General features: G+C 42.3%; 7 protein-coding genes and 3 pseudogenes. All 10 read right to left on the minus strand.

Going from position 1 to position 5,481, the window contains the following annotated elements; all coding sequences use genetic code 11:
* Positions 1 to 158: 158 nt before the first annotated feature.
* The 10 genes and pseudogenes from LZU85_RS20140 to LZU85_RS20205 all read right to left on the minus strand — a co-directional run bounded on the left by LZU85_RS20140 (position 159) and on the right by LZU85_RS20205 (position 5,262).
* Positions 159 to 632: a GNAT family N-acetyltransferase gene (locus tag LZU85_RS20140; protein WP_237288341.1), complete on the minus strand. Its 474-nt coding sequence runs from the start codon at positions 630 to 632 to the stop codon at positions 159 to 161.
* Positions 633 to 789: 157 nt separating this feature from the next.
* On the minus strand, positions 790 to 1,086 hold the full coding sequence (locus LZU85_RS20150; protein ID WP_061058580.1) for a hypothetical protein: 297 nt from the start codon (positions 1,084 to 1,086) through the stop codon (positions 790 to 792).
* Between the two features lie 170 nt (positions 1,087 to 1,256).
* Entirely contained in the window at positions 1,257 to 1,490 is a 234-nt protein-coding gene (locus tag LZU85_RS20155; protein WP_044023846.1) for a hypothetical protein, read from the minus strand.
* Between the two features lie 1,065 nt (positions 1,491 to 2,555).
* Positions 2,556 to 3,014 carry an ABZJ_00895 family protein gene (locus LZU85_RS20160; protein WP_237288343.1) on the minus strand — a complete coding sequence of 153 codons (459 nt, stop codon included), beginning with the start codon at positions 3,012 to 3,014 and terminating at the stop codon, positions 2,556 to 2,558.
* Between the two features lie 51 nt (positions 3,015 to 3,065).
* Positions 3,066 to 3,170: pseudogene (locus tag LZU85_RS20165) on the minus strand (IS3 family transposase); the annotation flags it as partial.
* Positions 3,171 to 3,197: 27 nt separating this feature from the next.
* Positions 3,198 to 3,332 (minus strand): annotated as a pseudogene (locus LZU85_RS20170) (transposase); the annotation flags it as partial.
* 339 nt (positions 3,333 to 3,671) lie between these two features.
* Positions 3,672 to 3,853: pseudogene (locus tag LZU85_RS20175) on the minus strand (hypothetical protein); the annotation flags it as partial.
* 159 nt (positions 3,854 to 4,012) lie between these two features.
* On the minus strand, positions 4,013 to 4,420 hold the full coding sequence (locus tag LZU85_RS20185) for an NUDIX domain-containing protein (RefSeq protein WP_011150339.1): 408 nt from the start codon (positions 4,418 to 4,420) through the stop codon (positions 4,013 to 4,015).
* 152 nt (positions 4,421 to 4,572) lie between these two features.
* A complete protein-coding gene (locus LZU85_RS20195) occupies positions 4,573 to 4,887 on the minus strand; it encodes a DUF4144 domain-containing protein (RefSeq protein WP_038970029.1) in 315 nt (104 codons plus the stop codon).
* Between the two features lie 159 nt (positions 4,888 to 5,046).
* Positions 5,047 to 5,262 carry a hypothetical protein gene (locus tag LZU85_RS20205; RefSeq protein ID WP_039978407.1) on the minus strand — a complete coding sequence of 72 codons (216 nt, stop codon included), beginning with the start codon at positions 5,260 to 5,262 and terminating at the stop codon, positions 5,047 to 5,049.
* Positions 5,263 to 5,481: the final 219 nt, after the last annotated feature.

Consider the following 5,481-nt stretch of genomic DNA (forward strand, 5'->3'; position numbering starts at 1 on the left):
GATAACAGGTTATTCATTTTATGCTCCTCTTTATTTAACCTAACGCTGCGTTAAGGGGTGAATGCCGCATAAACCAAGCTTCCGCAGACCACTTTCACCACCAAAACTCACCGCATACCAAAAATGCCACGCGGCATGAATCCCTCTTTAACGCCTTGTTAGGTTAATCGTTTTTCTGCTAATTGTCCGCGCTCACCAATATCACCTACATCAGTCCAACCATGCTTATGATAAAAACTAACTGCTTGTAAATTTGCTGGTATATAGCGCAGTTGCGCATACGCACATTGCTCGTTTTTGAACTGAGCAAATATAAAGCCTTCTAGCTCACTACCTAAACCTTTGTTGCGAAATTCTGGTAACAAATACAGCAAGTTAATGTAGCCAAACTTCACTCCTTGCTCATCCAACAAGCCATTTCTGAATTCTATTTGACCGATAACCTTATTGTTTTTGAAAACATGATAAAAGCCAGAATTGACAAATGTATTTAGCCTTGTAAACCACGCTTTAGTCTCGCCGACATTAAAGCTAGCGTCATCTCCAAAACTTACGAGATGTGCATCACGACGAAATTGAATACACAAATCGAGAGTACCGTCCGTTTCGAGATTTACGGGGACAAATTCCATTTATACTCCCTACGTTGAATAGATTAACCTAACGCCGCGTTAAGGGGTGAGTGCCGCACAAACCAACTTTCCGCAGACCACTCTCATCACCAAAACTCGCCGCATACCAAAAATGCCACGCGGCATGAATCCCACTTGAACGCCTTGTTATGCATTTTTAAAACATGCGCCCTAAACCAACTCGAGCGCCTATTGGCACTACCTTGTATCGAGTAATGGAATCTAATCTCATGACTGCCTCGTATGGTGTATCATGTTCCCTACTCGCTAGAACACTAGTAAATATTTTTCTGAAGCCATTACCTGAATCTGACCACAAAAAATGATCTTTAACCATTTCATCTATTTGAACAAGTTCAGCTTCCTCACCAACTAGCTCGAAGTACAAAGTTTCAGGCTTACTCATATTCAGCTCACCACTCTTGAAATGAACACTCTCAAATTCTTCGCTCAATGTAATTCCCTTCGTAATGCATAACGCCGCGTTAAGGGGCGCAGGCACGCAATACAAAAATGACCGCATAACACCTTAAACACTAAACCCAACGCAAATTGAAAATGCCACGCGTGCCAAGTCCCGCTTTAACGCTTTGTTAGTTGCGTAGCTGATGTTTGCCAAAGAACTTAGTCCAAGTGGTCTGGCGTGCTAAGGTTAGTGCCACAAACCTTGCACTTATAATCACCTGTTGGCTCACCTTCCATCAAAGCACTTGCTATTGCAGCAAATAACCCAGAAAAGAAACCTCTTGCTTCAGTTTTAGGTTCTTTTTTTGAAAAGCTCTCATACTTATGAACCGTAACTTTTTTGCAGTTACAACAGAACGCTTTTGTCTCCTCAGCGCCGTAAGCATGCACCACTTTGCTTCTCCTTTGATACGAATTTATCTTCTAGCAACTAACGCTGCGTTAAGGGGTGAATGCCGCTCAAACCAACCTTCCGCAGACCACTTTCACCACCAAAACTCACCGCATACCAAAAATGCCACGCGGTATGAATCCCGCTTAAACGCCTTGTTATGCTTAAGCTTCAATGGCTTACGTTTTACTATAAACAAGATTAACTCGACTTTGATTTACAAACAAAAGCCAAAACGTAGAAAACCGAAATGACTCATAGTTTTGAAAATCAGACTTAGGAATTTGGCTGCTAAAACTCAAAAGCCTAAGATCAAATTGCTGATTAAGCCAACCGCCCTAACTTCGCGCCTGACCGAAAATTGATTGAGGCAACGCTCTGAATTTTCAGCGCCAAAGAATAGGTGTCCGAAAAACAGCACCCAATGAAGCTAACTTGCCGACAAACGCGAAACCAGCCTGCCTCGGGAACAAAGAAAAACCATAAACCACTGATTTTATTTGATTAAGCATAACGCTGCGTTAAGGGGTGAATGCCGCATAAACCAACTTTCCGCAGACCACTTTCACCACCAAAACTCACCGCATACCAAAAATGCCACGCGGCATGAATCCCACTTGAACGCCTTGTTATGTTTAAGGCTCAAAGGGTGAAGTTTGCGATACCAAGAGCCTAACTCGACTTACCTTTACAAACCAAAACCAGACGCTAAAAATCTGAATTAACTCATAAATTTGATTGTACTGACTTTGAGTTTTACGTTAGAAACCGATAAACGGGGCTTTAACTTTGAAATCAAAATCACTCACCTCACCTCACCTAAACTCTGGATTTCAATGAGGCAACTCTCTGAATTTTTTGCGCCCACGAATTGGAGTCCAGAAAACAGCGATCGCTGAAGTTAACTTGCCGGCAATGGAAAAACTTGAAAACTGCGTGAACAAAAATGATGTAACCATCTGATTTTAAGCAATTAAACATAACGCCCGCCATAAACAGCGAGCGGGTTTTGCGAGTCCAGCCCTCACAGGGGGCGATGTTTGATGTCCTTGTTATGTTTCTGAAGGTTATGAGCCAGAAGCAGTTCGCTTGGTTTTTTCTAGAGCTTTTATTGCCATTTTTTCCCCTGACTTAAACACAAAATAGGCTAGTAACATAGATATTAGGATAACAACTACAACCACCAAATTTATCCATCCAAGTTCAACTGCTAGCTCATACAGAGAAATACCATCTACGAGCAACAGCCCAAACACGAAAGTGAAGCTTGCAATAATCCATAGTGTTAAAGCTTGCCATCTAGTTTTAGGTGGCATCAAAGTTCCAGATTTGTGGCCGAAAAAATAACCGACTCCCATTGCTGGAATAATGGTACTCATCGTTCCAACACCAGACAACTCTTTACCCAAAAAGTATTCAACTAAGAAAACTAAAGTTCCCCAAATGACCGATGCAAAGCACAAAATCAGCCCCACATAGAGACCTGAAGGATGCTGGTCGTTTTCCTCAACTACTTTCTGACTCATTTTCAACTCCTTTTAAACTAGTGTACCCCACGAAAAGTGGACACAACATAACTACATACTTTCAAACGCTACTGGACTCACATAGCCCAACGCTGAGTGCTTTCTATTTCGATTGTAATACACTTCGATGTACTCGAAGATCCCCATTCTCGCTTCTGCGATCAGGCGTGTAAATTGATGCTTACAATTACGGATTTGCTGGGCACTGATGCCCAGCTCTTGAGCAACAGAGACGGCCGTTCGACCAGGAAGACAGGCAAGGCGAACCGCTTCTTTACGGAACTCTTCGGTGTACGCTGGATTACGATGTTTAGCCATAAATCACCTCTCAATTAGACCCTAGATCTAACTTAGTAAAGTGTCTACTAAACGTGGGGTACTCGGAAACATAACGCTGCGTTAAGGGGTGAGTGCCGCACAAACCAACTTTCCGCAGGCCACTTTTACCACCAAAGCTCACCGCATACTAAAAATGCCACGCGGCACGAATCCCACTTAAACGCCTTGTTATGCTTAAGCTTCAATGGGTTACGTTTAACCAGAACCAAGATTAACTCGACTTTGATTTACACACAAAAGCCAAAACGTAGAAAACCGAAATGAATCATAGTTTTGATAATCAGGCTCGGAATTTGGGCAAATCTGGTTTGAAGTTTGAAAACCTAGAAATGGATTTCTGATTGAGCCAACCGCCCTAACCTCGCGCTTGCCCGAGAATTGATTGAGGCAATTCTCAGAGTTTTTAGCGCCAAAGAATAAGTGTCCGGAAAACAGCGCCCACTGGAGCCGACTGCCGACAAACTAAAAATTAACCAGCCGAGGGAATAAATAAAATTCATAAACCACTGATTTTGCGTGATTAAGCATAACGCCGCGTTAAGGGGTGAGTGCCGCCTAAACCAGCTTCCCGCAGACCACTTTCACCACCAAAACCAGCCGCATACCAAAAATGCCACGCGGCATGAATCCCTCTTGAACGCTTTGTTAGCAATACGAACTCATAGGTTGAGATAGCCTCTTATTCTTTGCTGATTCGATGGCACAGCGTCTGGGAGGGCTAAGTACGTTTCTATGTCCATGAGCTTCCAATATTGCCCCTCATCGCCAAACTGAATTTCGCGTAACTCACTTTCGGTTATCGTAACTGCAAGAAAATACGCACAACCAAAGCCTGTATGACTTTCTACTTTTTGCTTGTAATGAATACGCGAAGGGCACAGTTCGATACCGAATTCTTCTTTCAGCTCTCTAAGCGCACAATCCTCTGGCGTTTCGTTCCCTTCACGACCGCCACCAGGTAAATCCCAGCAATTCGGATATGAAATGGAAGAAATATTATCTCTTTTATAGGTAAGAATTTGCTCGTTACAATGAACAACTAATTTGCATCCCTTAAAATGTTGCACACTGTCTCTCCTAAGATTGCTAACGCCGCGTTAAGGGGTGAGTGCCGCACAAACTAACTTTCCGCAGACCACTTTCACCACAAAAGTTACCGCATACCAAAAATGCCACGCGGCACGAATCCCACTTTAACGCTTTGTTATGTTTATTTAGCCTAAGATTTCAAACAGTTAAATGCTTCAGCGACTGTTTCAAACTGAATTTTTGTCAAACAGACTTCCGCTAAACAGAACTCATGACGTTGAATCAATCTAGACGCTTCCTCTGCTGAAATCTGGATTGAGTTTCCAATCAAGTTAACTACTGAGCCATCTGAAACAATTGAATAGACAAAACCTTCAGAATCAATGACTCGATCGCTTGGACTAACGATCAAATCCACACACTCGCAATTCAAATCAGCTTCAGAACCCAAATAAACAAGCTCATCGTCACCATCTAATTTCAGAATACAAGGCCAGTTGACCATGAACTTCTCCGATAAACATAACGCCCTGTTAAGGTGTGAGCAACGCAATACCGAAGCTCCCGCATACCACCTTAAACACAAAACGCAACGCATAGCAAAAATGCCAAGCGTTGCGAATCACTCTTAAACAGATTGTTAGGTGCAGAGCATAACTATAAATTAACCACACTTATTACAAGCTAAGCCCTTAGCTACGTTTATGTTGGATGAAGTACCTTTAACCTTTCTACCGTCAGAACATGTCGCATGTGCAGTATAATAAAGACCTTTTTTAGTAACCTTTGTTATCCTACAGCTGCTTTTTGTATTGTCTTCTAAAGAGTACTCTACGGACTGCTCTAAGTCTTCAACTACTTCTTCAATTTCATCATTCATATCAATATCCTATTTTGATTAATAAAGACTGAAACTACGAAAGCCAAATTTATTAAAGGCAAAGAATACGCATATGTCTAATCGATAGCTGTAATTTATAGCTAAGCATTACATCAAACCCAACAAGCAGATGAATGGCACCTAACGCCCGCTTAAGGGGCAGACAACGCTACTACTAACTTTCCGCATGACACCGTAATCACAAAAAACAACGCACAG

The organism is Vibrio floridensis (assembly GCF_021852965.1).
Lineage (GTDB): Bacteria > Pseudomonadota > Gammaproteobacteria > Enterobacterales > Vibrionaceae > Vibrio > Vibrio floridensis.

What these genes read in the sequence shown, in the direction of transcription:
- LZU85_RS20160 (WP_237288343.1), bottom strand. Translation starts at nt 3,014, where the DNA reads ATGAGTCAGAAAGTAGTTGAGGAAAACGACCAGCATCCTTCAGGTCTC.
- LZU85_RS20195 (WP_038970029.1), bottom strand. Translation starts at nt 4,887, where the DNA reads ATGGTCAACTGGCCTTGTATTCTGAAATTAGATGGTGACGATGAGCTT.
- LZU85_RS20205 (WP_039978407.1), bottom strand. Translation starts at nt 5,262, where the DNA reads ATGAATGATGAAATTGAAGAAGTAGTTGAAGACTTAGAGCAGTCCGTA.
- LZU85_RS20140 (WP_237288341.1), bottom strand. Translation starts at nt 632, where the DNA reads ATGGAATTTGTCCCCGTAAATCTCGAAACGGACGGTACTCTCGATTTG.